The 22,267-nt window shown below is 73.3% G+C and carries 17 protein-coding genes and 1 pseudogene; 12 read left to right on the forward strand and 6 right to left on the reverse strand.

Translation table 11 applies throughout. From position 1 onward, the window contains the following. Positions 1 to 841: 841 nt before the first annotated feature. From ACGFS9_RS02490 to ACGFS9_RS02525, 8 genes and pseudogenes are all read left to right on the forward strand, one after another. The gene (locus ACGFS9_RS02490; RefSeq protein WP_393249975.1) at positions 842 to 1,645 is read left to right on the forward strand and encodes a TIGR03084 family metal-binding protein; all 804 of its coding nucleotides are present in this window, start codon (positions 842 to 844) and stop codon (positions 1,643 to 1,645) included. Continuing rightward, complete coding sequence (locus ACGFS9_RS02495) at positions 1,642 to 3,360, forward strand: acyclic terpene utilization AtuA family protein (protein WP_393249977.1); 1,719 nt, start codon at positions 1,642 to 1,644, stop codon at positions 3,358 to 3,360. The genes ACGFS9_RS02490 and ACGFS9_RS02495 overlap by 4 nt, the downstream gene beginning before the upstream one ends. Next, positions 3,357 to 4,955 carry an acyl-CoA carboxylase subunit beta gene (locus tag ACGFS9_RS02500; protein WP_393249979.1) on the forward strand — a complete coding sequence of 533 codons (1,599 nt, stop codon included), beginning with the start codon at positions 3,357 to 3,359 and terminating at the stop codon, positions 4,953 to 4,955. Before ACGFS9_RS02495 ends, ACGFS9_RS02500 begins: the two co-directional genes overlap by 4 nt. Before the next feature lie 8 nt (positions 4,956 to 4,963). Further along, the gene (locus ACGFS9_RS02505; RefSeq protein ID WP_393249981.1) at positions 4,964 to 6,835 is read left to right on the forward strand and encodes an acetyl/propionyl/methylcrotonyl-CoA carboxylase subunit alpha; all 1,872 of its coding nucleotides are present in this window, start codon (positions 4,964 to 4,966) and stop codon (positions 6,833 to 6,835) included. Between the two features lie 70 nt (positions 6,836 to 6,905). Beyond that, positions 6,906 to 8,069, forward strand: coding sequence for an acyl-CoA dehydrogenase family protein (locus tag ACGFS9_RS02510; RefSeq protein WP_393249983.1), 1,164 nt, complete (start codon positions 6,906 to 6,908; stop codon positions 8,067 to 8,069). A gap of 215 nt (positions 8,070 to 8,284) precedes the next feature. Beyond that, positions 8,285 to 8,881, forward strand: a pseudogene (locus ACGFS9_RS02515) (AMP-binding protein); the annotation flags it as partial. Beyond that, entirely contained in the window at positions 8,878 to 9,612 is a 735-nt protein-coding gene (locus ACGFS9_RS02520) for an enoyl-CoA hydratase family protein (RefSeq protein WP_393249985.1), read from the forward strand. The pseudogene ACGFS9_RS02515 and the gene ACGFS9_RS02520, both read left to right, overlap by 4 nt. After that, a complete protein-coding gene (locus tag ACGFS9_RS02525; RefSeq protein ID WP_393249987.1) occupies positions 9,600 to 10,217 on the forward strand; it encodes a TetR/AcrR family transcriptional regulator in 618 nt (205 codons plus the stop codon). The genes ACGFS9_RS02520 and ACGFS9_RS02525 overlap by 13 nt, the downstream gene beginning before the upstream one ends. Positions 10,218 to 10,365: 148 nt before the next feature. On the opposite strand, the gene pdxH is transcribed toward ACGFS9_RS02525, so the two are convergent. Next, positions 10,366 to 11,004: a pyridoxamine 5'-phosphate oxidase gene (pdxH, locus tag ACGFS9_RS02530; protein WP_393250505.1), complete on the reverse strand. Its 639-nt coding sequence runs from the start codon at positions 11,002 to 11,004 to the stop codon at positions 10,366 to 10,368. Between the two features lie 431 nt (positions 11,005 to 11,435). On the opposite strand from pdxH, the gene ACGFS9_RS02535 reads away from it, so the two are divergent. Next, positions 11,436 to 12,536 (forward strand): citrate synthase 2, encoded by a 1,101-nt coding sequence (locus ACGFS9_RS02535; RefSeq protein ID WP_393249989.1) that lies wholly within the window; start codon positions 11,436 to 11,438, stop codon positions 12,534 to 12,536. 434 nt (positions 12,537 to 12,970) lie between these two features. Here ACGFS9_RS02535 and ACGFS9_RS02540 read toward each other — a convergent pair whose 3' ends face one another. After that, positions 12,971 to 13,597, reverse strand: a complete 627-nt coding sequence (locus ACGFS9_RS02540) for a nucleotidyltransferase family protein (RefSeq protein WP_393249990.1) — start codon at positions 13,595 to 13,597, stop codon at positions 12,971 to 12,973. 158 nt (positions 13,598 to 13,755) lie between these two features. Between ACGFS9_RS02540 and ACGFS9_RS02545 the strand changes: the two genes are divergently transcribed. After that, complete coding sequence (locus ACGFS9_RS02545) at positions 13,756 to 15,138, forward strand: PAS domain-containing protein (RefSeq protein WP_393249992.1); 1,383 nt, start codon at positions 13,756 to 13,758, stop codon at positions 15,136 to 15,138. Positions 15,139 to 15,284: 146 nt separating this feature from the next. Here ACGFS9_RS02545 and ACGFS9_RS02550 read toward each other — a convergent pair whose 3' ends face one another. After that, positions 15,285 to 16,040 carry an SIS domain-containing protein gene (locus ACGFS9_RS02550; RefSeq protein WP_393249994.1) on the reverse strand — a complete coding sequence of 252 codons (756 nt, stop codon included), beginning with the start codon at positions 16,038 to 16,040 and terminating at the stop codon, positions 15,285 to 15,287. Between the two features lie 412 nt (positions 16,041 to 16,452). Here ACGFS9_RS02550 and ACGFS9_RS02555 point away from each other — a divergent pair, with 412 nt between their 5' ends. Together ACGFS9_RS02555 and ACGFS9_RS02560 are read left to right on the forward strand one after the other, a co-directional pair. After that, positions 16,453 to 17,145 carry a metal-dependent transcriptional regulator gene (locus ACGFS9_RS02555; RefSeq protein ID WP_393249996.1) on the forward strand — a complete coding sequence of 231 codons (693 nt, stop codon included), beginning with the start codon at positions 16,453 to 16,455 and terminating at the stop codon, positions 17,143 to 17,145. Between the two features lie 759 nt (positions 17,146 to 17,904). Next, the gene (locus ACGFS9_RS02560; RefSeq protein WP_393249998.1) at positions 17,905 to 18,768 is read left to right on the forward strand and encodes an alpha/beta fold hydrolase; all 864 of its coding nucleotides are present in this window, start codon (positions 17,905 to 17,907) and stop codon (positions 18,766 to 18,768) included. A gap of 52 nt (positions 18,769 to 18,820) precedes the next feature. Here ACGFS9_RS02560 and ACGFS9_RS02565 read toward each other — a convergent pair whose 3' ends face one another. The 3 genes from ACGFS9_RS02565 to ACGFS9_RS02575 all read right to left on the reverse strand — a co-directional run bounded on the left by ACGFS9_RS02565 (position 18,821) and on the right by ACGFS9_RS02575 (position 22,076). Next, positions 18,821 to 20,434: a transporter gene (locus tag ACGFS9_RS02565; RefSeq protein WP_393250000.1), complete on the reverse strand. Its 1,614-nt coding sequence runs from the start codon at positions 20,432 to 20,434 to the stop codon at positions 18,821 to 18,823. Then, positions 20,431 to 21,231, reverse strand: a complete 801-nt coding sequence (locus ACGFS9_RS02570) for an ABC transporter ATP-binding protein (protein ID WP_393250002.1) — start codon at positions 21,229 to 21,231, stop codon at positions 20,431 to 20,433. The genes ACGFS9_RS02565 and ACGFS9_RS02570 overlap by 4 nt, the downstream gene beginning before the upstream one ends. Before the next feature lie 191 nt (positions 21,232 to 21,422). Beyond that, positions 21,423 to 22,076, reverse strand: a complete 654-nt coding sequence (locus ACGFS9_RS02575; protein ID WP_393250004.1) for a bifunctional DNA primase/polymerase — start codon at positions 22,074 to 22,076, stop codon at positions 21,423 to 21,425. Positions 22,077 to 22,267 lie beyond the last annotated feature (191 nt).

The raw sequence follows: 22,267 nt of genomic DNA on the forward strand, positions 1-22,267 counted from the left end.
CGGACGCGGAACACGAACCGGCTCGGCGTATCACCCCCGGGACCGCATCAGGAGAGGGCTCGATATCCACCCGCGGCCGATGCCGAAGAATGCCCCACGATCCCCGCCGTCACCGCCCCCGCGGTATTGCGACCAACCATCGGTGCATGGCGCATTTGCCCCCCTAGGTCTTTGCGCCCACACTAACGGCCCGCCATCCGGGGCCAGTCGAGAATTCGCCAGGACCGGAATGCGACCGGACAACAGGACAGACCGATACCGGCACGCCAATACCGGTGCTTTCCCGCGCACGCCCTACCGGTGATGGGTCGACCGTTTCGCGATCGTTATATGGCGTCGCGCAACCTCCCGAAGCGCCTTGCGTCACGTTCCGCCCGCCCGTCGTCCGACCGACGGAAAACGCGCCGCAAACGACGAATCCCAGCCATCGCCAAACACGCCACTTCCAAGGCGGCGTCGCGTCACGTGACCGGCCGATGACGCTCGGAACATCCGACTCCGCGCCCTCCGGCGGACACGAGCGGCACACGTGGCGCAAAGAGACTGGCACGTGCCCTCCCGGCGCCTCCACCCGGAGTGTGGGGGTGCGGGAGCGCGGGAGCGCCGAGGTGCGAGCGGAGAGTCGGGGTGGGGACGGGAGTGCCGATGCGTCCGGAAGTGCGGTACCGGGCGATGCTGACACCAGCCAACGACTGCCCCAACGGCGGGAGTTCACCCGGACCGCCGCGCCGCCCGCCGGTCGGACGGCCCTGGCAAAAATCCATGCAAGCACGCTTGCTTGTTTCTCCGAGCGCTGCCATGCTCCCAGCCACACACCGCCGTGTCCCGAGGGGAGCGCACCGTGTCCGACCCGTCGCCCGTGGCCGCCGTCATCGACGACCTCCACCACGAGAGCGAACAGCTCGACCAGCTCGTCGCCGACCTCGACGCCACCCACTGGGCACACGACACCCCGGCCCCCCGCTGGACGATCGCCCACCAGATCGCCCACCTCGCCTGGACCGACCGCGCCGCCCTGATCGCCGTCACCGACCCCGACGCCTTCGCCGACGAGGTCAAAAAGGCGCTCGCCGCCCCCGACACCTTTGTCGACCAAGGCGCCGACCAAGGCGCCGCCCAACCCCCCGCACACCTCCTCGCCGCATGGCGCACCGGACGCACCGCCCTCGAAGACGCCCTCCGCGCCGCACCGGCCGGCACCCGCTTCCCCTGGTACGGACCCCCCATGTCCGCCGCCTCCATGGCCACCGGCCGCCTCATGGAGACCTGGGCCCACGGCCAGGACGTCGCCGACACCCTCGGCGTACGACGGCAGCCCACCGACCGGCTCCGCCACGTCGTCCGCATCGGCGTCCGTGCCCGCGACTTCGCCTTCGCCGCCCACGGCCTCCCCGCACCCGCCGAGGAATTCCGCGTCGAACTCCGAAGCCCCACCGGCGACCTCTGGACCCACGGCCCCGCCGACGCCCCCCAGCGCGTCACCGGACCCGCCCTCGACTTCTGCCTCCTCGTCACCCAACGCGCCCACCGCACCGACCTCGACGTCCACGCCCACGGCCCCGACGCCGACCACTGGCTCGACATCGCCCAGTCCTTCGCCGGACCCCCCGGACCCGGACGCCCACCCCGGGGACCCCGCCCGTGACCCCCGCCACGCCGGCCGCCACCCGCCGACCCCTGCGCATCGGCAACGCCTCCGGCTTCTACGGCGACCGCTTCGACGCCCTGCGCGACATGCTCACCGGCGGCCCCCTCGACATCCTCACCGGCGACTACCTCGCCGAACTCACCCTCCTCATCCTCGCCCGCGACCGCCTCAAAGACCCCCGCCGCGGCTACGCCAAGACCTTCCTGCGCCAACTCGAAGAGAGCCTCGGCCTCGCCCAGGACCACGGCGTACGCATCGTCACCAACGCCGGCGGCCTCAACCCCGCCGCACTCGCCGACGCCGTCCGCGAACTCGCCGCCCGCCTGGGCATCCCCACCCGCGTCGCCCACGTCGAAGGCGACGACCGCACCCCCCACCACCCCGGCAGCCTCGCCGCCCACGCCTACCTCGGCGGCGCCGGCATCGCCACCTGCCTCCGCGAAGGCGCCGACATCGTCATCACCGGACGCGTCACCGACGCCGCCCTCGTCACCGGACCCGCCACCGCCCACTTCGGCTGGACACCCCACGACCACGACGCCCTCGCCGGCGCCGTCGCCGCCGGACACGTCCTCGAATGCGGCACCCAGGCCACCGGCGGCAACTATGCCTTCTTCACCCACCACGACCCCGCCCGCCTGCACCGCCCCGGCTTCCCCCTCGCCGAACTCCACCAAGACGGCAGCAGCGTCATCACCAAACACGACGGCACCGGCGGCATCGTCGACATCGGCACCGTCACCGCCCAACTCCTCTACGAGACCCAGGGCGCCCGCTACGCGGGCCCCGACGTCACCGCCCGCCTCGACACCCTCGCCCTCACCCAGGACGGCCCCGACCGCGTCCGCATCACCGGCACCCGAGGCGAAGCCCCGCCCCCCACCCTCAAAGTCGGCCTCAACCGGCTCGGCGGCCACCGCAACGAAGTCACCTTCGTCCTCACCGGACTCGACATCCAGCGCAAGGCCGACCTCGTCCGCGCCCAGATGGAGACCGCCCTCGGCGCCGCCAAGGCCCGCCCCGCACACATCCGCTGGGACCTCGCCCGCACCGACCACCCCGACGCCCCCACCGAGGAGGCCGCGAGCGCCTTGCTCCGGCTCGTCGTCCGCGACCCCGACCCGGCCGTCGTCGGCCGCACCCTCACCGGCGCCGCCATCGAACTGGCGCTCGCGAGCTATCCGGGGTTTCACGTGTCGGCCCCGCCGGGGCCGGGGTCGCCGTACGGTGTTTTCGAGGATGTGCGCATTCCGCAGGGGGATGTGGAGCACGTTGCCCTCCTCCACGACGGACGCCGCGTCCCGGTGCCCCCGCCCCACGACACCCGCGCGCTCGAACCGCTCGACGAACCCGCGCTGCCCCCGCCGCTGCCCGCTGGGCCCACCCGGCGGGCACCGCTCGGGCTGATCGCCGGAGCCCGCAGCGGGGACAAGGGCGGGAGCGCGAACGTCGGGGTCTGGGCTCGCACGGACGACGCCTGGCGATGGCTGGCGCACGAACTGACACCTGACAGATTTCAGGTATTGATACCTGAAAGTCGTCATCTGTCAGTCATCAGGCATGTCCTGCCCAACCTCCGCGCCCTCAACTTCGTCGTCGACGGCATCCTCGGCGAGGGCGTCGCCTCCCAGGCCCGTTTCGATCCTCAGGCCAAGGCTCTCGGTGAGTGGCTTCGTTCCCGGCACATGGATATTCCGGAGGCCCTGTTGTGACTGTCCTTTCCTCCGCGCTCGATCCGAGTGGCGCAGAGTACGCGGAGCGTCGGGCGAGCATGCTCGGCAAGCTCGCGGAGCTGGATGCCGAGCAGGCGAAGGCGTTGGCGGGGGGTGGTGAGAAGTATGTGGAGCGGCATCGCCGGCGGGGCAAGCTGACGGCCCGCGAGCGCATCGAGCTCCTTCTCGATGACGACACGCCGTTCCTCGAATTGTCCCCGCTTGCCGCATGGGGCAGCGACTACACGGTGGGGGCGTCGCTCGTCACGGGGATCGGGGTGGTCGAGGGCGTCGAGTGCCTGATCACCGCGAACGATCCGACGGTGCGGGGCGGGGCGAGCAATCCGTGGAGTCTGAAGAAGGCGCTGCGGGCCAATGACATCGCGCTGGCGAACCGGCTGCCCTGTATCAGTCTGGTGGAGTCGGGGGGTGCGGATCTGCCGTCGCAGAAGGAGATCTTCATTCCGGGGGGCGCCATCTTCCGTGACATCACGCGGTTGTCGGCGGCCGGTGTTCCGACGGTGGCGGTGGTGTTCGGCAATTCGACGGCCGGCGGTGCGTACGTGCCGGGGATGTCGGATCACGTGATCATGGTGAAGGAGCGGGCGAAGGTCTTTCTGGGCGGGCCGCCGCTGGTGAAGATGGCGACGGGTGAGGAGAGCGACGACGAGTCGCTCGGCGGTGCGGAGATGCACGCTCGGGTGTCGGGTCTTGCGGACCATTTCGCCGTCGACGAGCGGGACGCGCTGCGGCAGGCGCGGCGGGTGGTGGCGCGGCTCAACCACCGCAAGGCGTATCCGGATCCGGGTGGAGTGGTGGCGCCGCGCTACGACGCGGAGGAGTTGCTGGGGATCGTTCCGGGGGATCTGCGGCATCCGTTCGATCCGCGGGAGGTGATCGCGCGGGTGGTGGACGGGTCGGACTTCGACGAGTTCAAGCCGTTGTACGGGGCGAGTCTGGTGACGGGGTGGGCGTCGTTGCACGGCTATCCGGTGGGGGTGCTGGCGAACGCGCAGGGGGTGCTGTTCAGCGCGGAGTCGCAGAAGGCGGCGCAGTTCATCCAGTTGGCGAATCAGCGGGACATCCCGCTGGTGTTCCTGCACAACACGACGGGCTACATGGTGGGCCGGGAGTACGAGCAGGGCGGGATCATCAAGCACGGCGCGATGATGATCAACGCGGTGAGCAACTCGCGGGTTCCGCATCTGTCGGTGCTGATGGGCGCTTCGTACGGGGCGGGGCATTACGGGATGTGCGGGCGGGCCTATGATCCGCGGTTCCTGTTCGCGTGGCCGAGTGCGAAGTCGGCGGTGATGGGGCCGCAGCAGTTGGCGGGTGTGCTGTCGATCGTGGCGCGGCAGTCGGCGGTGGCGAAGGGGCGTCCGTACGACGACGACGCGGATGCGGCGTTGCGGGCGATGGTGGAGCAGCAGATCGAGTCGGAGTCGTTGCCGATGTTCCTGTCGGGGCGGTTGTACGACGACGGGGTGATCGATCCGCGGGACACCCGCACGGTGCTGGGTCTGTGTCTGTCCGCGGTCCACTCGGCGCCTTTCGAGGGTGCGCGGGGTGGTTTCGGCGTTTTCCGGATGTGAGGGGTCCCGTGATTTCGAGTCTGCTGGTGGCGAACCGGGGCGAGATCGCCTGTCGGGTGTTCCGTACGTGCCGTGAGCTGGGGGTGCGGACGGTGGCGGTGTGTTCGGACGCCGATGAGGGTGCGTTGCATGCGCGGGATGCGGATGTGGTGGTGCGGTTGCCGGGTGCTGCGCCTGCGGAGACGTATCTGCGGGGGGATCTGATCGTGGCGGCGGCGTTGCGTGCGGGGGCGGACGCGGTGCATCCGGGGTACGGGTTCCTGTCGGAGAACGCCGGGTTCGCGCGGGCGGTGCTGGAGGCGGGTCTGGTGTGGGTGGGGCCGTCGCCGGAGGCGATCGAGGCGATGGCGTCGAAGACGCGGGCGAAGAAGTTGATGGGTCTGGCGCCGTTGGAGCGGGTGACGGCGGGGGATCTGCCGGTGCTGGTGAAGGCGGCGGCGGGCGGTGGCGGGCGGGGGATGCGGGTCGTCCGTGATCTCGCGGAGCTGGACGGGGCGTTGGAGGGGGCGCGGGCGGAGGCGCTGAGTGCGTTCGGGGACGGTGAGGTGTTCGTCGAGCCGTTCGTGGAGGGCGGCCGGCATGTGGAGGTGCAGGTCCTGGCGGACGCGCACGGGACGGTGTGGCCGCTCGGGACGCGGGACTGCTCGTTGCAGCGGCGGCATCAGAAGGTGATCGAGGAGGCGCCGGCGCCGGGTCTGGGTGGTCTGACGGAGACGTTGTACGAGCTGGCGGTGCGGGCGGCGCGTGCGGTGGACTACGTGGGTGCGGGGACGGTGGAGTTCCTGGTCGCGGAGGGGCGGGCGCATTTTCTGGAGATGAACACGCGGCTCCAGGTGGAGCATCCGGTGACGGAGGCGGTGTTCGGGGTGGATCTGGTGGCGCTTCAGTTGCGGGTGGCGGAGGGGGAGCGGCTGGAGGGTGATCCGCCGGTGGCGCGGGGTCATGCGGTGGAGGCCCGGTTGTATGCGGAGGATCCGGGGGCCGGCTGGGCGCCGCAGACGGGTCGGCTGCACCGGTTGGAGGTGCCGGAGGGGGTGCGGCTGGACACGGGTTTCGTCGGCGGTGACGTGGTGGGGGTGCATTACGACCCGATGCTGGCGAAGGTCGTCGCGCAGGGCGGGTCGCGGGCGGAGGCGGTGCGGAAGCTGGCGGGTGCGCTGGAGCGGGCGGTGGTGCACGGGCCGGTGACGAACCGGGATCTGCTGGTGCGGTCGTTGCGGCACGAGGAGTTCGCCGGGGCGCGGATGGACACGGGGTTCTACGACCGTCATCTGGCGGTGCTGGCGGAGCCGGCGGTGGATGTGTGGGCGCCGCTGGCGGCGGCGTTGGCGGACGGGTTCGGGCGGTCGCGGTTCGGTGGCTGGCGGAACGTGGCGTCGCAGCCGTTGGTGAAGCGGTACCGGATGGCGGGGGTGGAGCACGAGGCGGCGTACCGGTACGGGCGTGGGGGTCCGGAGGCGGACGGGGTGCGGGTGCTGCATGTCGACGCGGGGCGTGTGGTGCTCGAAGTGGACGGTGTGCGGCGGACGTTCGCGGTGTCCGCTTACGGGGACGGCCGGGTGTTCGTGAACGGCGTGGTGCTGACGGTGGTGCCGCGGTTCCCGGACGCGGCGGCGGAGCGGGCTCCGGGGTCGTTGCTGGCGCCGATGCCGGGGACGGTGGTGCGGGTGGCGGAGGGCTTGGCGGTGGGGTCCGACGTCCGGTCCGGTGAGCCGTTGGTGTGGCTGGAGGCGATGAAGATGGAGCACCGGATCTCGGCGCCGGCGGCGGGGACGCTGACGGCGTTGCCGGTCGCGGTCGGGCAGCAGGTGGAGGTGGGTGCCCTGCTGGCCGTGGTGCGGGAGGCGGGGGAGGCGGCGTCGCCGGAGTCGGGTTCGTAACCGTCCGTCTGAGCGGGCGTGTTCAGGAAGATCTCTCGCTTGTCCGTATCGATCGTTCCGAGGAGTCGTCATGAGTGCTGGTGTCACCGAGACCGATGAACACAAGGCGCTGCGTTCGGCGGTCGCCGCGCTGGGCCGGCGGTACGGCCGGGAGTATCTGGCGAAGGTGGTCGCGGAGGGCGGTCAGCCCGACGCGTTGTGGGCGGAGGCGGGGAAGCTCGGCTATCTGGGGGTGAACCTGCCGGAGGAGTACGGCGGCGGGGGCGCCGGGATGGCGGAGCTGTCGATCGTTCTGGAGGAGTTGGGGGCGGCGGGGTGTCCGCTGCTGATGATGGTGGTGTCGCCGGCGATCTGCGGGACGGTGATCGCGCGGTTCGGTACGCAGGAGCAGAAGCGCGCGTGGCTGCCGGGGTTGTCGGACGGTTCGCGGCGGATGGCGTTCGGGATCACGGAGCCGGATGCGGGGTCGAACTCGCATCGGATCACGACGACGGCCCGTCGGGACGGTACGGACTGGGTGCTGAACGGTCGGAAGGTGTACGTCTCGGGGGTGGACATCGCCGATGCGACGTTGATCGTGGGGCGTACGGAGGATGCGCGGACGGGGAGTCTGAAGCCGTGCCTGTTCGTGGTGCCGCGGGATGCGGCGGGGTTCGGGCGGCGGCAGATCGACATGGAGTTGCAGAGTGCGGAGAAGCAGTTCGAGCTGACGTTGGACGAGGTGCGGTTGCCGTCGGACGCGCTGGTGGGGGATGAGGACGCGGGGTTGCTTCAGCTGTTCGCGGGGCTGAATCCGGAGCGGGTGATGACGGCGGCGTTCGCGATCGGCATGGGGCGGTTCGCGGTGGGGCGGGCGGTGGAGTACGCGCGGGAGCGGACGGTGTGGAAGGCGCCGATCGGTGCGCATCAGGCGATCGCGCATCCGCTGGCGCAGGTGCACATCGAGTTGGAGTTGGCGCGGCTGATGATGCAGAAGGCGGCGTTCCTGTATGACGCGGGGGACGACGTGGGGGCGGGTGAGGCGGCGAACATGGCGAAGTACGCGGCGGGTGAGGCGTGTGTGCGGGCGGTGGACCAGGCGGTGCACACGCTGGGCGGGGCCGGGTTGACGCGGGAGTTCGGGTTGGCGTCGCTGATCACGGCGTCGCGTGTGTCCCGTATCGCGCCGGTGAGCCGGGAGATGATTCTGAACTACGTCTCCCATCAGACTCTGGGTCTGCCCAAGTCGTACTGAGTGTCTTCCGCGTCGTGTCGAGCGTCCGAGGAGGAACGGTGTTCCGTAGTGAGTACGCAGAGGTCCCGGCGGTCGAGGTGCCGATCCACGAGGCGGTGCTCGGGCTGGCCGCGGAGCGGGCGGAGGCGCCGGCGCTGGTCGACGGGGTGGACGGTACGTCGCTGACGTACGGCCAACTGGAGTTGTTCCACCGGAGGTTGGCGGCCGGGTTGGCGTTGTCGCCGGGGACGCGTGTGGTTCCGCTGGACGCGGTGGACGCGCCGCCGGGGACGGTGGGGAAACTGGTGGCGGGGACGGAGATGCGCATCGTGTCGCTGGACGATCCGGGCCGGGGTCTGGGGGTCGGGGAGGCGGGGGAGATCCTCATTCGGGGCCCGCAGGTGATGAAGGGGTATCTGGGGCGGCCGGACGCGACGGCGGCGATGATCGACGCGGAGGGCTGGCTGCGCACGGGGGGTGTCGGTCGTGTGGACGCGGACGGCTGGCTGTTCGTGGTGGACCGGGTGAAGGAACTGATCAAGTACAAGGGATTCCACGTCGCTCCGGCGGAGTTGGAGGCGTCGCTGCTGACGCATCCGGGCATAGCGGACGCGGCGGTGGTGGGCGCGTACGACGAGGAGCGCAACGAGGTGCCGCACGCGTTCGTGGTGCGGCAGCCGTCGGCGGCGGAGCTGTCGGAGGGCGAGGTGATGATGTTCGTCGCGGAGCGGGTGGCGCCGTACAAGCGGGTGCGTCGGGTGACGTTCGTCGAGGGGGTGCCGCGGGCGGCGTCGGGGAAGATCCTGCGGCGGGAACTGCGGGGGCGGTCGTGACGGTGGTGCGGGTGGCCCGCGAGCGGGCGGTGGCGACGCTGACGCTGGACGCGCCGGCGAGCCGGAACGCGCTGTCGGCGGTGCTGGTCGGCGAGCTGGGGGAGGCGCTGGCGGAGTGCGGGAAGGACGACGGGGTGCGCGCGGTGGTGCTGACGCACACCGGGAACACGTTCTGCGCGGGCGCCGATCTGCGGGATCCGCCGCCCGCGGACGCTCTGGTGGGGTTGCTGCGGCGGATCGTCGAGCTGCCGAAGCCGGTGGTGGCGCGGGTCGAGGGGCATGTGCGGGCGGGTGGTCTGGGGCTGCTGGGGGCGTGTGACCTGGCGGTGGCGGGCGGGGCGGCGACGTTCGCGTTCACGGAGGTGCGGATCGGGGTGGCGCCGGCGGTCATCTCGTTGCCTCTGCTGCCGCGCTGTGATCCGCGGGCGCTGGCCCGCTACTGCCTGACGGGGGAGCGGTTCGGTGCGGCGGAGGCGGTGCGTGCGGGGCTGCTGACGGCGGCGGGTGACGACGTGGACGAGGTGCTGGCGCCGCTGCTGGAGGGGGTGCGGCGGTCGTCGCCGCGGGCTCTGGCGGAGACGAAGGCGCTGCTCACGGCTAGGGTGCTGGAGGCATTCGACCGGGATGCGGCCGGTCTGACGGCGCTCTCGGCCCGGTTGTTCTCCTCGGGCGAGGCGCGTGAGGGGATGTCGGCCTTCCTCGAACGACGGGATCCCGCATGGGTGGTGTGAGCGCGGCGGAGCACGCGGCACGGGTGCCGCACGAGCCGAAGCAGGATCGCAGCAGGGCGACCCGGCAGCGGCTGCTGGCCGCGGCGGTGGCGTGTCTGGCGGAGTACGGCTGGGCGGGTTCCACGGTGGCGGTGGTCGCGGAGCGGGCCGGGGTGTCGCGGGGGGCGGCGCAGCATCACTTTCCGACGCGGGAGGATCTGTTCACGGCGGCGGTGGAGTACGTCGCGGAGGAGCGGTCGACGGCGTTGCGGGCTCTGTTCCCGGAGGGTGCGGGGGACCGGCGGGCGGTGGTGGCGGCGCTGGTCGGTCTCTATACGGGCCCGTTGTTCCGGGCGGCGCTGCATCTGTGGGTGGCGGCCTCGGACGAGGAGCAGCTGCGGGTGCGGGTGACGGAGCTGGAGGCCCGGGTGGGGCGGGAGAGCCACCGGATCGCGGTGGAGTTGCTGGGTGCGGACGAGTCGCGGCCGGGGGTGCGGGAGACGGTGCAGGGTCTGCTGGACATGGCGCGGGGGCTGGGGCTGGCGCATCTGCTGACGGATGACGGCGCGCGCCGGGACCGGGTGGTGGCGCAGTGGGGTGTGATCGTGGACGCGGCGTTGGGCTGAGGGTTCGGGCGGCGGGTCGTCCGGGGTGCGGGGCGTGGGCCGTAACCGGCGGGGGCGTGCCGGCGGGCCGGTGGGCGAGGGCGGGGGCTGTGCGGGGGTGCGCGGCCGGGTGCCGGTGGCTTCGGCCGGGCGGCCCGGCGGGGCCGGTTCAGGGGCTGAGGCGTTCGCGGCGCCAGCTTCCGTCGGGTTCGGCGACGTAGCGGAGCCGGTCGTGGAGGCGGTTGGCGCGGCCCTGCCAGAACTCCACGCTCTGCGGGGCGACGCGGAATCCGCCCCAGTGGTCGGGGACGGGGACGGGTTCGCCCTCGGGGTAGCGGGCGCTCAGCTCCCGGTAGGCGGCGTCGAGGTCGGCGCGCGAGGCGATGACGGTGGACTGGGTGCTGGCCCAGGCGCCGAGCTGGGAGCCGTGCGGGCGGCTGCGGAAGTAGGCGGCGGTCTCCTCACGGCCGGTGCGGCGGGCGGTGCCGGCGACGATGACCTGCCGGGCGAGGGGGTGCCAGGGGAAGAGCAGCGAGACGTGCGGGTTGCCGGCCAGTTCGCGGGCCTTGCGGGAGCCGTAGTTGGTGTAGAAGACGAAGCCGTGCGCGTCGTACTGCTTGAGCAGGACGGTGCGGGAGCTGGGGCGGCCCTCGGTGTCGGCGGTGGAGACGATCATGGCGTTGGGTTCGTGGACGAAGCCGTGCACGGCGGCTTGTGCCGCCTGTTTGAACCAGCGGGCGAACTGGTCCATGGGGTGGGCGGCGAGGTCGCTCTCGTCGAGGCCCTCGGCGCGGTAGTGGGCGCGCATCGCGGCGGGGTCGGGGGCGGTGAGGTCCTCGTCGGCCGCGGCGGCGGCGCGCCGGATGAGGGGTTCGGCGGCGGAGTCGTCCGGGAAACGATCGTTCACGCGGCCATCCTGCCGTATGCGGCCCCGTCCGCGGGGCGGGTGTGCTTCGTCACGTGGTGGCACTGAGTGCCGTGTGCTCTCCCCAAAGCCGGCACCCGGGGATATCGTGCTGGGGCCGTTCCGGTTGGATGACCGGCCGCACGGGGCATGACCGGGGTGTCCGCTTCGGACCGCGAGTCGGCGAGGACTCTTCGAGGAGTTTTCGGAAGTCTTCGAAGACGACCGTGGATCCGGTGCGCGGACCGCACGACCGCCGCCCGCCCGCCTCCCGGCGGGACGGGGCCGCGCACCCGCACAACACCATTGCCGAACACGTCACGAGGAGCCGCCTGATGTCCGACTTCGTACCCGGACTCGAAGGAGTCGTCGCGTTCGAGACGGAGATCGCCGAACCGGACAAGGAGGGCGGCGCACTCCGGTACCGGGGCGTCGACATCGAGGACCTGGTCGGCCACGTCTCCTTCGGGAACGTGTGGGGCCTGCTCGTCGACGGCGCCTTCAACCCCGGCCTGCCGCCCGCCGAGCCGTTCCCGATCCCCGTGCACTCCGGCGACATCCGTGTCGACGTGCAGTCCGCGCTGGCCATGCTCGCACCCGTGTGGGGGCTGCGGCCGCTGCTCGACATCGACGAGCGGCAGGCGCGCGAGGACCTCGCGCGCGCCGCGGTGATGGCCCTGTCGTACGTGGCGCAGTCGGCGCGCGGCCAGGGCCTGGCGATGGTTCCGCAGAGCGAGATCGACAAGGCGCAGTCGGTCGTCGAGCGGTTCATGATCCGCTGGCGGGGCGAGCCGGACCCCAAGCACGTGGCGGCCGTCGACGCGTACTGGACGTCGGCCGCCGAGCACGGCATGAACGCGTCGACGTTCACCGCGCGGGTCATCGCCTCGACGGGCGCGGACGTGGCGGCGGCGCTGTCGGGCGCGGTGGGCGCCATGTCGGGTCCGCTGCACGGCGGTGCGCCCTCGCGGGTGCTCGGCATGATCGAGGAGATCGAGCGGACCGGGGACGCGGAGCGGTACGTGAAGCACGCCCTGGACAAGGGCGAGCGGCTGATGGGCTTCGGGCACCGGGTGTACCGGGCGGAGGACCCGCGGGCGCGCGTCCTGCGCCGTACCGCCCGTGAGCTGGGCGCGCCGCGTTTCGAGGTGGCGGAGGCGCTGGAGAAGGCGGCCCTGGCCGAGCTGCACGCCCGCCGTCCGGACCGGATCCTCGCGACGAACGTGGAGTTCTGGGCGGCGATCGTGCTGGACTTCGCGGAGGTCCCGGCGCACATGTTCACGTCGATGTTCACCTGTGCGCGCACCGCGGGCTGGTCGGCTCACATCCTGGAGCAGAAGCGCACCGGCCGTCTGGTGCGTCCCTCCGCCCGTTACGTGGGTCCCGGTTCGCGGGGTCCGCAGGAGATCGAGGGGTACGGGGACATCGCCCGCTGAGCGGCGGCCTCCGACGGCGGCCGCCGGCCGCGGTGCGCGGGTGCGAGGTGAGCGGGGCCGGCGGCGGCCGCGTTCCCGGGCAGCGGCCCGCGGGCCGCTGCCCGGGAACGCGAACGACCCGCGAACTCGGGTCCCTGCCTGACGGCGGGGGGCCGGGCCGGACGTACCGGCGAGTTCGCGGGTCGGGTGACTGCGTTGGATTGGGCCGGCTGCATGCGCGACACGCATGCGGGTCCGGCGCCGAACCGAGTCCGACGACGGGCCGCTAGCCCGCAGCCACCTCGTATGTCCGGGTTTCCGTCATGAGCCGAACCACCTCCTCTCCTACGTGAGGGGAACTCTAGGAACACATCGCGCGGCGCTCAACCCATTTACGGCGCGGCTGTGCGGGCCGGGCCCGCACAGCCGCGCCGGGGCGCCGGGGGGCGGTCGCCTCAGGGGGCCGCGGGGGGCCGTTCCGGCCCTTCGGGCCAGGGCAGGACGCGCAGTTCGGGCCAGGTGCGCAGCCACCTCCGGGTCTTCTCCTCGTAGACCGCGCGCGGGGCGAGGACCGGGTTCGGGCGGACCACGAGGTCGAACACGTCGGCCAGGCCGTGCGGGGCGTGGACTCTCAGGCCGCCGTCGCGCTCGCGGCGCACGCCCAGGCAGCAGGTGGTGGCGGCGAAGGAGCCGATCGCCGCCTCCACCGACGCGTGGGGCGGGCAGGGCACGCCGAACCGGTCCTCGTACCAGAGGTGGACGCGGGCCTCGTTGCGGATCTCGACGCGGGCGGCGAGATCGCCGAACACCGCCCGGCCCGCCCGGATCACGGCGTCCTCGGCCTCCCAGGAGAGGTCGGAGGCGTCGTGGTAGAAGAGGTCGTAGTCCTTGATGCCGTGGGTAGGCGGCCTGCCGGTGGTCACGTTCCAGACCGTCTGGAAGAGGCAGCCCCCGGTCAGGTACCAGTTCGGAAGGTCCAGGGCCGTGGCGCCGGCGAGGACCTCCGGGAGGGCCGGGTTGTGGCGGAGCGTCGTGAGGAAGGCCGTGAGCCGGGGGTCCCGGGAGGGCCCGGCCGGTTCCACCGGGGGCCGCAGGGGCGGACGGGGCGGGAATCCGGGGTGCAACGATTTCGTCCAATCTTCGGGGAACCCGATGTGGGCTGGGTCACGTTCGAGTTGAATGTGGGCAGGCGGGCGAACTGCCGCGCCGTCCACGCGGACGCAGCCTGCAGGGGGTCCAGGTGAGTGCTTCCCGGCGTAGTGGGACCACCGACGCACTGGGGCCGGACGAGCCCGAGCGCGACGGCCCGGATCTCCTGGCCGCCCTGCTGGACGGCATGGACGCGGCCCTGTGCGCGTTCGACGCGGACGGGGTCGTGACGCACTGGAACCGCGAGGCGGAGCGCATCCTCGGCTGGACGGCGGCCGAGGCGGTGGGACGGCACGGCTTCGCCGGCTGGGCGGTGCGGACCGCGGACGCCGAGGAGGTCCAGGCCCGGCTGCTGTCCGCGATGGAGGGGCCCGGCCGCCGGGTCCACGAGTTCGCGCTCCTCACCAAGGACGGCGGCCGTGTCCTGGTCCGCACCCAGTCCGCCGCGGTGCCCGGCCCGGACGGCAAGCCCGCCGGGGTGTACTGCGCGTTCAGCGAGGTCCACGCGCAGATCGACCTCGAACGCTCCATAGCGCTCAGCGAGGCCCTGTTCGAGAACGCCAGCTGGGGCGTCGTCCTCGTCGACGCCGACCTGCGGCCCGCCGTCGTCAACGCGCACGCCGCGCGGTCCCTCGGCACCGGCCGCACCGCCGTCCTTGGCCGCCCGCTCGGCGAACTGCTCTCCCAGGGCGTGGAGGAGCTGGAGAGCGCCCTCACCCACGTGCTGGCCGAGGGCGCGCCCCCGGCCCCCGCGGAGATGTGGGTGAGCGTGCGCACCCCCGAGGGCGACAGCAGGCGGTGCTGGCGCAGCGGCTTCCTGCGGCTGTCCTCGCCGCTCGCCGAGGAGCCCGTTCCGCTCGGTGTGGGCTGGCTGTTCCAGGACGTCACGGAGGCCAAGCAGGCCGAGCAGGAGGCGGCGCTGCTGCGTTTTCGCGCCATACAGCTGCACCGGGCGGCGCGGGCGGCCGGCGAGTGCGAGGACCCGGCCGAGGCCGCGGGCGTCCATCTCGACTTCTCCCTCGCCGGCTTCGCCGACCACGCCGTGGTCGACCGGGTCGCCGGGGGCTTTCGACGGGACGAGGACGCGCCGGTGCGGCTCGTCCGGGTCCTCGCCACACCCGCCGCGGCGCCCGGTCCCAGCGTCCCCGCCGGGAAGGCCGGCCTGCCGGTGCGGTACGCGGACGGGCATCCGGCGCCGCAGTGTGTGGAGCGCGCGGGATCGGTGCGGGCGAGCGCTGCTGCCGCCGACGCGGAGGAGGCCCGGGCGTGGGCGTCGGCCCGGCAGTGGCCCGCGGACTCGGCGCACGCCCTGTGCGCGGTGCTGCGCAGCCGGGGCCGCACCCTCGGCGTGGTGACGTTCCTGCGCGGTGCGGGCCGCGGCCGCTTCGAGCGTGCGGACGCCACGTACGCGGAGGACGTGGCCGTCCGGATCGCGGCCTGCCTGGACCTGGCCGACCTGACCGACCGCCCCTGACGCGTCCCGGACCGCCGGGCCGGGCGGCCGGCCGGTGGGGCCGCGGTCCGCGCACCGGCGGGGGCGGGCGGGGTGTTCGGCGGGCCGCGCGCGGTGGCGGGCGGCGGGTGGCGGCATCGCGGGGAGCGCGGTGGCGGCGGGCGCGGTCAGTGGCGGTAGAAGATGCGGTCGCCGTACTCCCGCATGACCCGGCCGTTCCACTCGTGGCCGCCGTCGACGTTGCCCGAGCGCAACAGCGGCGGCTCGATGCCGCGGTCGGCGAGGGAGCCGGCGGCGGTGGCCATGACGGCCTGGAGGAGGGCCGTGGTGACGACGGTGGAGGCCGGGGCGAAGGGCGCCGGGACGGAGTCCAGGGTCAGCTCCGCGTCGCCGACCGGGATGCGCGAGTCGAGGACGATGTCGCAGTGGTCCTTCAGATAGGTGCCCGAGACGTGCCGTGACGTGGTCCGGGAGGCGTAGGCGACGGAGGTGACGCCGACGACCCGCACCCCGAGGGCGCGGGCGTTGACGGCCATCTCGACGGGCAGCGCGTTGCGGCCGGACAGCGAGATGATCACCAGCAGGTCGCCGGCGCGCAGCGGGCTGGAGTCCAGGACGGCGCTCGCCAGGCCGTCGACCCGCTCCAGCGCGGAGCCCAGCGTCGCGGGCATGACGTCGACGCCGACGACGCCCGGCACGGTCAGCAGGTTCATCAGGGCGAGTCCGCCGGCCCGGTAGACGATGTCCTGAGCGGCGAGCGAGGAGTGGCCGGCGCCGAACGCGAAGAGCCGCCCGCCGTCGGCGACGGTGTCGGCGACGAGCGTCCCGGCCGCCTCGATGTCGGCGGCGCCCTCGTCCCGCACCCGCTGCAGCAGGCCGATCGCGGCGTCGAAGAACTGACCGGCCAGCTTGCTGTCGCTCATCGGCGAAACCCCTCAGACGTCGCGTCGGCGCGGGAGTCCCGGACCCCGGCCGGCGGCGGACCGGCGGCGGGGTGTCGATCCGGGTGGGCGGGCGGCTGAACCGGTGGGCCGGCGCGGCCGTACTCCCGTCGTGTCGCGGATCACGTTGCGGTCTGGACCACTGCCCTGTCAATACGGCCTGCGGGGCGGGTGGGGACGGCCCGTGCGGGGGTCCGGGCGGGCCGCGAGCGCGCGGCGGGGGCGCCGCGCGGGCGTCCGGATGCCGGGACGGCGGCACACGCGGGGCGTCGCGGGGCCCGGGCCCCGCGACGGCGCGGCACGCTTGTCGGTGCGATGCGTCAGAATTGGGTTCAGGGCCAGCGCACACGCCGGTGGATGTCGAGTCTCCGGCAGATCTCATCGAGGGGCACGAATGTCCGGACTGATCGACACCACGGAGATGTATCTCCGCACCATCCTCGAACTGGAGGAGGAAGGCGTGGTCCCCATGCGCGCCCGGATCGCGGAGCGGCTCGACCAGAGCGGCCCCACGGTCAGCCAGACGGTGGCGCGGATGGAGCGCGACGGTCTGGTGGCGGTCGCGAGCGACCGGCATCTGGAGCTGACCGACGAGGGCCGGCGGCTGGCGACCCGCGTCATGCGCAAGCACCGGCTCGCCGAGTGCCTCCTCGTCGACGTGATCGGTCTGGAGTGGGAGCAGGTGCACGCCGAGGCGTGCCGCTGGGAGCACGTGATGAGCGAGGCGGTGGAGCGGCGCGTCCTGGAGCTGCTGCGCCACCCGACCGAGTCGCCGTACGGGAACCCGATCCCGGGCCTGGAGGAGCTGGGCGAGAAGGACGGCGCGAACCCGTTCCTGGACGCCGGCATGGTGTCGCTGGCCGAGCTGGACCCGGGGCTGGACGGCAAGACGGTCGTCGTCCGCCGGATCGGCGAGCCGATCCAGACGGACGCGCAGCTGATGTACACGCTGCGGCGGGCGGGCGTGCAGCCCGGTTCCGTGGTGAGCGTGACGGAGTCGGCGGGCGGTGTCCTGGTGGGCAGCGGCGGGGAGGCCGCCGAGCTGGAGGCGGAGATCGCCTCGCACGTGTTCGTCGCCAAGCGCTGAGGCCCCGGCGGGGCCCGTCCGCCGGGCCCGGCCGCGTGACCCCGTTCGGCGCATCCGTGCTTCCGGTACCCGCGAGGGGCAGGTCCCGGGCACCGGCGCCGCGGCCGGACCTGTGCCGGCCGGGGCGTCCGGTGCCCGGGTGCCCGCCGGGCGGCCGGGCCGCGCCGTTGCGCGCGGGAGCCGATGTTCCGTCAACTGCTGTTGCCGCAGAGGTAGTTGTGGCGCCCGGGTCGGGCGGCCGAAACGAAGATTCAGTGTGCGGAATCGCAGCGCGGCGACCGTTTGCGTGCGAGGCTGTCGCGTGAGGCATATGACCTGAGGGCTCTTGACCGTGTCCGAGAGCGACGGTGTGCGGTCGGGGAGGGGGCGCGAGGATGTGCCGCAGACGTGGAGAGGGCCCCGGCGCCGTATGGCGCCGGGGCCTGTCCTCCCCCCTGCTGACCCGGAGCCCCGAGCTCCCAGGGTCATTCCCTCCGGACCGGTGTCCCCGAGCGGTCCGTCCCCCGCTGAAGATCTCCCCGCGGGCGCGGCGGTCAATCCCTCGGGGCGGTCACTCGAACGAGGGGTGTTGCGGCCGGAAAGCCCATTTTCGAAATCTCATTCGATAGCGTGATGTGGTGGCGGCGGACCGGGAGGGCCCGAGGTTTCAGGAGCGGCGGCACAGCAGCAGCGGCAGGAAGCGGCCGGGAAGCGGCAGGAGCAGACCGGCCGGTCGAGCGGGAGCGGACGGTCCGAGCGAGCTAGGGGGTGCCATTACCGATGGTGCGGCGCATCGACGTGACGGGAGCGGGCGGCGTACGCCTCGCTGCCTGGGAGTTCGCCGATCCTCCCAAGGCCGACCAGTCCAAGGGCTCCCAGCCCGGCGTGCTGTTGCTGCACGGCCTGATGGGCCGCGCCTCGCACTGGGCGTCCACCGCCCGCTGGCTCGCCGAGCGGCACCGTGCCGTCGCGCTCGACCAGCGCGGACACGGCCAGAGCGACAAGGCCCCGGAGGCCGGGTACACGCGGGAGGCCTACGTCGAGGACGCCGAGGCCGCCCTGGAGCAGCTCGGGCTCGGGCCGGCCGTCGTCGTCGGCCACGCCATGGGTGCCCTGACCGGCTGGCAGCTCGCCGCCAAGCGCCCCGACCTCGTCCGCGCCCTGATCATCTGCGACATGCGGGCGTCGGCGCTGGGCGCCGCCTCGCAGCGCGAGTGGGAGGACTGGTTCAGGGCCTGGCCCGCGCCCTTCGCCACCCTCGCCGACGTGCGGAAGTGGTTCGGCGAGGACGACCCGTGGGTGGAGCGGCCCAACCCCTCCCGCGGCGCGTTCTACGCCGAGGTGATGCAGGAGTCCCCGGACGGCTGGCGCCCCGTCTTCGAGCCCCGCGAGATGCTGACGTCCCGCCAGACCTGGGTGTACGACGCCCACTGGGAGGAGCTCGCCCAGGTCCGCTGCCCCACGCTGGTGGTGCGCGGCCTCGACGGCGAACTGGGCCGGGCCGAGGCGCAGGAGATGGTCCGGGTGCTGCCCCGGGGCCGGTACGCGGAGGTCGCCGACGCCGGCCACCTCGTGCACTACGACCAGCCCGCGGCGTGGCGCGCCGCGATCGAGCCGTTCCTGGACGGCGTCCTCACCTCCTGAGGGCCGGCCGGAGCCCGGTCCGGGCGGCCCTGGGGCCGCCCCGGACGGCGGGTCAGCCCTTGCTGACCGCGGCGAGGATCTCCGGCAGCCGCCGGGCGGTGCGGGGCGCCGCCAGGCGCAGCCCCAGCAGGGTGACCAGCGCCCCGTAGCCGGCTCCCAGCGGCAGCAGCAGCCAGGTCCACCGGTCGCCGTCCGCGCTCACGTTCAGCCAGATCGTCAGGGCGATCACGGGGGCGGAGAGCAGCGCCGCCGAGACCATCCCGCCGAAGATGGCGATCCAGGCGAGGCCCGCCTGCCCGGGGGCCACGTTCTTGTAGCCCTCCTGGGGGATGGAGTACGGGAAGCGGGCCGAGGACCACGCCCCCGTCGCCAGCATCGCCCCCAGCAGCGCGAACGACAGCCCGAGCACCTCCGGCAGCTGCCGCCAGGCGCCGAGCAGGGCGGTCGTCACGACGCTCACCAGCGTCGCGTACGGCAGGGTGATCAGCAGCAGGGCGAGCGCCCGCCCGCGCAGCTCGACGTAGGCGTCCCGGGTCGAGGAGATCGTCGTGGCGACGATCCAGAACGCGGACGTGTCCTGGCCGAACTGGTTGTACATCTGGATGCCGAGCATGCCGGCGGCGAAGCACGCGAAGTACGCGGAGCCGGTGCCCTGCAAGGCGTTGAACACCGGCACGATCATCCCGATGGCCAGCGACGTCACCCACGCCGCCTTGGTCTTCGGGTCGCGCCACACGTAGCGCAGGCTGCGCTCCATGACCGTGCCGGTCCGCCCGGCGGGCAGCAGCCGCCCGAGCCCCGACCCGCCGCGCTCCTGCGCGGCGGGTTCCGCCGCCTGGAGCGTGGACCCGTCCGGTGCCGTCATCAGCCGCGTCAGATGACGCGACCACAGGGCGAGCAGCCCCGCCAGGGCCGCACCCGACAGCGCCAGTTGGGCGATCCCCGTCGCGTAGGACCCCCCGCTCACCGAGTCCACCGCGCCGATCGCCGAGGCGGGCGGCACCCAGCGCAGCACGTCCGCCGCCGGGTCCAGGGCCGACAGCCCGCCGGACGAACCGAGCCGCTGGGCACCGAAGTTGACCAGTTGCGCGCCGACCGCCACGACCAGGCCGCTGAGCACCGCCAGATCACGGCCCTTGCGGCTGGACAGCAGCCGGATGTTGGCGGCCGCGACGGCCCGCGCGAGCGCCACGCAGACCAGCAGGGCCAGGACCACGGCGAGGACCGCCGTCGCCCAGGCCGCGGGGCCGTGCGCGAGGGAGACCGCCGAACCGGTCAGCAGGCACAGGGTGAACAGCGGTCCGACGCCGACCAGGGACGCCGCGAGCAGGGCCCGCACCAGCGGCTGCGGGCGCAGCGGCAGCATCACCAGGCGGGTCGGGTCGAGGGTCTCGTCGCCGCTGGGGAAGAACAGCGGCATCACCGCCCAGCCGAGCGCCAGCACCGCGACCAGCAGGACGCAGACGGCGAGGGCGTGGGCGTTGCCGCGCAGCGCGATCAGGCCGATCAGCTGGAGGGCGGCGAACAGCAGGGCGAGGACGACGGAGACGACGTAGGCGGCGCGCCGGCCGCCGGACTGCCGCAGCCCGTTGCGCAGCAGGGAGAGCTTCAGGCGGACGACGACGGGGGTGACCGAGGCGGCGGTGACGCCGGGAGCGGCGCTCATCGCGCGGCCCCGCCGCCCAGCCAGTCCAGGTCGGCCGCGGTGTCGCGGCCGTGGGCGCCGACCAGTTCCAGGAACGCCTGCTGGAGCGAGGGCGCCGCGCCGCGCACCTCGGCGAGGGGTCCGTGGGCGCGGATGCGCCCGGCGGCCAGGACGGCGACCCAGTCGCACAGCGACTCGACGAGCTCCATCACGTGGGAGGAGAAGACGACGGTGGCGCCGGAGGCGGTGTACCGCTCCAGGACCCCGCGGATGATCTGCGCGGAGACCGGGTCGACGCCCTCGAACGGCTCGTCCAGGAAGAGGACTTCGGGATTGTGGAGGAGGGCGCAGGCGAGGCCGATCTTCTTGCGCATGCCGGTCGAGTAGTCCACGACGAGCTTGTGCTGGGCGCCCGCCAGGTCCAGCACGTCGAGGAGCTGGCCCGCGCGCTTGTCCACCTCGGCTCCGGGCAGGCCCCGCAACCGGCCGGTGTAGGCGAGCAGTTCGCGCCCCGACAGCCGCTCGAACAGCCGCAGCCCCTCCGGCAGTACGCCGATGCGGGCCTTCACCGCGACGGGGTCGCGCCACACGTCGTGTCCGACGACCTCGACGGTGCCCTGGTCGGGCCGCAGCAGTCCGGTCACCATCGACAACGTGGTCGTCTTGCCCGCCCCGTTGGGCCCGACGAGGCCGATGAAGCGCCCGGCCGGCAGGTCGAGATCGACGCCGGCCACGGCGATCTGCTCCCCGAACCGCTTCCACAGCCCTCGCACCCGCACGGCGGGCACCTCGTCGCCTGTCGCTGCTGCCTCGGTCATACAGGCACCCTAAGCGCTGTCCGGTGATCCCCGGCGGGACCGGCGGCGACCGGGCGCCCCGACGTTGCCGGGCGCCCCGACGTTGACCGGCGCCCCGCCGGCGCCCGGGCCGGGCGTCCGGATCGCCCCCTGGAGGGCACCGGCCGGGTCCCCGCGCCGCACCCGCGCCGATCCGCGGGGTGCCGCCCCGCCTACCGGTCCCGGCCGCAGGCGTACGCCAGGGGGGAGATCAGCTCCTCCGCGTCCGGCAGCCACCGGTTCGCCGGCGTCGGGCGGCACGCCCACTGCACGGCGCCGCGGGAGCCGAACCGGGTGGGCGGCGCGGCCACGTACGCGCCCTCGCCGAGTGCGGTCAGGTCCAGCGAGGCCGGCGGCCAGCCCAGCCTGCGCACCAGGTCCGGGACCTTCGCCGCGGCACCGGGGAGGACGAGGAAGTGCATGCGCCGGTCCGGGGTGCACGTCACCGGTCCGAGGGTGAGCTCCATCCGCTCCATCCGCGCCAGCGCCAGGAATCCGGCCGACTCGGGCACCTCGATCGCGTCGAAGGTGCGCCCCGTGGGCAGCAGGATCGACGCCGTCGGCTGCTTCGACCACAGCCGCCGCGCCACGGTCGCGCTGCCCGTCGCCTGGGTCGCCCAGTCGTCCCGTGCCGGGTGCGCCCCGGGAAGGGCGCAGGCCGGCTCGCCGCAGGAGCACCGCTGCACCCCGTCGACGGCTTCCAGCCAGGTGCCCGGGAACACGTCCCAGTGGCGCTCCTCGGCATAGCGCACGGCAATGTCCTGCAGCGACTCGCCGCGCTGCTGAGGGATCTGTGCGGTCTCGGTGCCTGCGATGGTCTCTTCCACGTGGAACTCAACTCCCCCGTCCACCTCGGGTTACGGGGGACACGCGCGCGGGGGAGGGGCATCGATTCCCCGCCCGGGGCGCATGGATGCACGTGCGGGGGCGCGCGGGAGGAACGACAGCCGGGAGCGGGTAACCACGGGTGGGGTCGGGGAACCGCCCTTACCCCGGCAATCCTCACATGTCTCGCATC

The organism is Streptomyces sp. NPDC048566 (assembly GCF_043199735.1).
In the GTDB taxonomy this organism is placed as follows: domain Bacteria; phylum Actinomycetota; class Actinomycetes; order Streptomycetales; family Streptomycetaceae; genus Streptomyces.

What these genes read in the sequence shown, in the direction of transcription:
- ACGFS9_RS02510 (WP_393249983.1), top strand. Translation starts at nt 6,906, where the DNA reads ATGAGTGCTGGTGTCACCGAGACCGATGAACACAAGGCGCTGCGTTCG.
- ACGFS9_RS02525 (WP_393249987.1), top strand. Translation starts at nt 9,600, where the DNA reads ATGGGTGGTGTGAGCGCGGCGGAGCACGCGGCACGGGTGCCGCACGAG.
- pdxH (WP_393250505.1), bottom strand. Translation starts at nt 11,004, where the DNA reads ATGCGCGCCCACTACCGCGCCGAGGGCCTCGACGAGAGCGACCTCGCC.
- ACGFS9_RS02535 (WP_393249989.1), top strand. Translation starts at nt 11,436, where the DNA reads ATGTCCGACTTCGTACCCGGACTCGAAGGAGTCGTCGCGTTCGAGACG.
- ACGFS9_RS02550 (WP_393249994.1), bottom strand. Translation starts at nt 16,040, where the DNA reads ATGAGCGACAGCAAGCTGGCCGGTCAGTTCTTCGACGCCGCGATCGGC.
- ACGFS9_RS02555 (WP_393249996.1), top strand. Translation starts at nt 16,453, where the DNA reads ATGTCCGGACTGATCGACACCACGGAGATGTATCTCCGCACCATCCTC.
- ACGFS9_RS02560 (WP_393249998.1), top strand. Translation starts at nt 17,905, where the DNA reads ATGGTGCGGCGCATCGACGTGACGGGAGCGGGCGGCGTACGCCTCGCT.
- ACGFS9_RS02565 (WP_393250000.1), bottom strand. Translation starts at nt 20,434, where the DNA reads ATGAGCGCCGCTCCCGGCGTCACCGCCGCCTCGGTCACCCCCGTCGTC.
- ACGFS9_RS02570 (WP_393250002.1), bottom strand. Translation starts at nt 21,231, where the DNA reads ATGACCGAGGCAGCAGCGACAGGCGACGAGGTGCCCGCCGTGCGGGTG.